Source organism: Pseudomonas sp. BN411, assembly GCF_029871235.1.
Lineage (GTDB): Bacteria > Pseudomonadota > Gammaproteobacteria > Pseudomonadales > Pseudomonadaceae > Metapseudomonas.
On record NZ_SSOM01000022.1, the window covers coordinates 1 to 3,230 of the forward strand.

General features: G+C 65.5%; 3 protein-coding genes. 2 read left to right on the plus strand and 1 reads right to left on the minus strand.

Annotated elements, in window-relative coordinates:
- Positions 1-383: hypothetical protein (locus tag E8F06_RS01860; protein WP_280363639.1), on the plus strand; the 383-nt coding region annotated here is incomplete at its 5' end.
- A 114-nt stretch (positions 384-497) separates the two neighbouring features.
- Here E8F06_RS01860 and E8F06_RS01865 read toward each other — a convergent pair.
- Complete coding sequence (locus E8F06_RS01865) at positions 498-2,399, minus strand: sigma-54-dependent Fis family transcriptional regulator (RefSeq protein ID WP_280363641.1); 1,902 nt, start codon at positions 2,397-2,399, stop codon at positions 498-500.
- 316 nt (positions 2,400-2,715) lie between these two features.
- On the opposite strand from E8F06_RS01865, the gene E8F06_RS01870 reads away from it, so the two are divergent.
- The coding region (locus E8F06_RS01870) for an aldehyde dehydrogenase family protein (RefSeq protein WP_280363643.1) at positions 2,716-3,230 on the plus strand (515 nt) is incomplete at its 3' end.

The window sequence follows — 3,230 nt, forward strand, 5'->3', positions numbered from 1 at the left end:
CAAAAAAGCAGCAACTCTCGGCTTCCGGCGGGATTCGAACCCTGTGGGGGCGAATTCATTCGCAAAGGGATGCGAAGCATCCCCCTGCAATTCCGAAGGCCGGCTCTTCGGCCCGGTCAGCGATTGAAATCGCCCCCACAAAAAAGCAGCAACTCTCGGCTTCCGGCGGGATTCGAACCCTGTGGGGGCGAATTCATTCGCGAAGAGATGCGCAGCGTCCCCCTGCAATCCCGAAGGCCGGCCCTGCGGTCCGGTTAGCGATTGAAATCGCCCCCACGAAGAGCGGCAAGTCGCAGCCTCCAGCGGAACCCGAACCCTGTGGGGGCGAATTTATTCGCGAAGGGATGCACCGCATCCCCTTGCTAGTTCGAAGGATGGACTGATCCGCCCTCACCCCAGCCCTCTCCCGGAGGGAGAGAGGGTTATCCGTGCCACGCCCGCCCCAGGCGCTTCCTTGTGGGAGTGAGTTCATTCGCGAATAAATCGCTCCCACATCATTACCCGCGCGTCGCAATCGCGTGCTTGCGCAGCTTCCGGTACAGGGTGTTGCGGCTGATGCCGAGTTGTTCGGCGGTGCGGGTCATGTGCCAGCGCTGGCTCTCCAGCGCATTCAGCAATGCCGTGCGCTCGGCGTCGTCCAGCGGGCTGGCCACGGGTTCGAGCATTGCAGGCGTGGGTGCTGCGCGCAGCACTTCGCGGGGCAGGTCGGACAGGCGAATGATGCCGTCCTCACACAACGCCGCCAGGGTACGCAGCACGTTGCGCATCTGCCGCACGTTGCCCGGCCAGTGGTAATCCAGCAACACCTGGCGTGCCTCCTCGGTAAGCACGACGCGCATGCCCCGCGCCTCTTCCGCCAGCAGGTAGTGCAGCAGCTCCGGCTTATCGCTGCGCTCGCGCAGGGGCGGCAGGTCGAGGATCAGGCCGTTGAGGCGGTAGAACAGGTCTTCGCGGAAACCGCCGCTCTGAACCCGCTCCTCCAGTGCGCGGTGGGTGGCGCTGATGATGCGCACGTCCACCGGCAGTGGCTCGCCGCCAATGGGCACCACCTGGCGCTCTTCCAGCACCCGCAACAGGCGGGTCTGTAGCGCCAGCGGCATGTCGCCGATTTCGTCGAGGAACAGAGTGCCGCCGTCGGCCTGCTGCAGCTTGCCGCGCATGCCTTCTTTGCGAGCGCCGGTGAAGCTGCCGCCGCGATAGCCGAACAGTTCGCTCTCGATCAGGGTTTCCGGAATGGCCGCGCAGTTCAGCGCCACGAAAGGCCGTTCGGCGCGGGAGCTGGCCTGGTGCAGCGCGCGGGCGAAGGCTTCCTTGCCGGAACCGGTTTCGCCGTTGATCAGCAGTGGCACATCCCGTTCGTACACGCGCAAGGCGCGGCGGAAGTCGGTCTGCAGCGCCGCATCGCCCAGGCAGATGCCGGGTCGTGCCGCTTTCGGCAGCTCCAGCGGAATCGGTTGCGGAATACTGCGAGGCTGCCCGCGCAGGGCGGCGAACAGGGAGCGGCCATTGCGCGTGCGCAGCGGCCAGCTGGTCACCGGCTGCGGCGTGGCGCGGGCCAGCAAATCGTCGAGGCGGCAGTCGAAGAAGGCCTCCACCGGCTGGCCGATCAGCCGCTCGCGGGGCAGGCCCAGCAGGTTGATCGCACTCTGGTTGACCGCACTGATCCGCCCTTCCCCGTCGAACGCCAGGAGGCCCTCGCTGAACAGCCCGATGTACTCGGCCTGAAGGTGGAAGCGCAGCAGCCATTCGCCTTCGAAGCGACGGAGGAAGTAGCAACTCTCGATCATCTTGGCCGAGAGGTTGACCAGCGCCATGGTGTGGAACTGACTCTGGCGCGAAACATCGTGCCGAGCGGAGGACACATCGAGCACCGCCATCAGGTCGCCCTGGGGATCGAACACCGGGCTGGCGGAACAGGTGAGCCCGGTGTGGCGGCTGCGGAAATGTTCGTCCTGGTGGATGGTCAGCGCCTGGCGCTCCACCACACAGGTGCCGATGCCATTGGTGCCCTCGCTGGCCTCACTCCAGTCGGCGCCGAGCCAGAGCCCGGCACGTTCAAAGGTGGGGCGCTCGGCGTGGGCGGTCACGCAGTTGAGGATCACCCCGCGAGAGTCGGTCAGCAGCACCGCATGACCGGCCCCGGAGAGCTGGCGATAGAGGTTGTTCATCTCGCCGTTGGCCACCTCCAGCACCTGCTGCATGCGCTCACGGCATTCGAGCATGCGCCCGTGCTCCAGCACCGTGGGCGCCACCGCCTGGGCCGGATCGAGGTGGTAGTCCTCCAGGCAACGCAGCCAGGAGCGAGCGATGGACGGGTCGGCGGCTGGCCCACTGGCCTGCGCCTTACCCTGTGCCAAGGTCATCACCTGTTGGGCGTGACGACTGAGAGGATTCTGCATTGTTGTTCTTCTCCAGTGCGGGCTTCCCGGGAGGCAGCCCTGGCCGTGGAACGGCACCCGCATCGACGCAGCATCCTCCAGCGTAGATGCCTTTGCAATGGCCGCCTGACCCGTCGGTCATCCGCTGTGCCAGATACGTGACAAAGTGTCACTCCCAGTTGTGCCAGGCCTGTCACACCCCTTGCCAGGAATGCGCGCCAGGCCACCACAAACCGCTCTGGAACGGCACTTTCGTCACTCTGGCCCGGCCCTTGCTCAAGTAGGAACAAACGCCAACCGCGTCTTTGCAACTACAACAAGAGACAGGAGAAACACCATGCGTTACGCCCAACCCGGTACCCCCGGCGCTGTCGTTTCCTTCAAGTCCCGCTACGGCAACTACATCGGTGGCGAGTTCGTCGCCCCGGTCAAAGGCCAGTACTTCACCAACACCTCGCCGGTGAACGGCCAGCCGATCGCCGAATTCCCCCGTTCCACTGCCGAAGACGTCGAGAAAGCCCTGGACGCCGCCCATGCCGCCGCCGATGCCTGGGGCCGCACCTCCGTGCAGGACCGCTCGAACATCCTGCTGAAGATCGCCGACCGCATCGAGCAGAACCTGGAAGTCCTGGCCGTCACCGAAACCTGGGACAACGGCAAGGCCGTGCGTGAAACCCTGAACGCCGACATTCCGCTCGCCGCCGACCACTTCCGCTACTTCGCCGGCTGCATCCGCGCCCAGGAAGGCGGCGCCGCCGAGATCAACGAGAACACCGTCGCCTACCACATCCACGAACCGCTGGGCGTGGTCGGCCAGATCATCCCGTGGAACTTCCCGCTGCTGATGGCCGC

Coding starts and splice junctions, on each gene's coding strand:
- E8F06_RS01865 (WP_280363641.1), bottom strand. CDS start 2,399: ATGCAGAATCCTCTCAGTCGTCACGCCCAACAGGTGATGACCTTGGCA.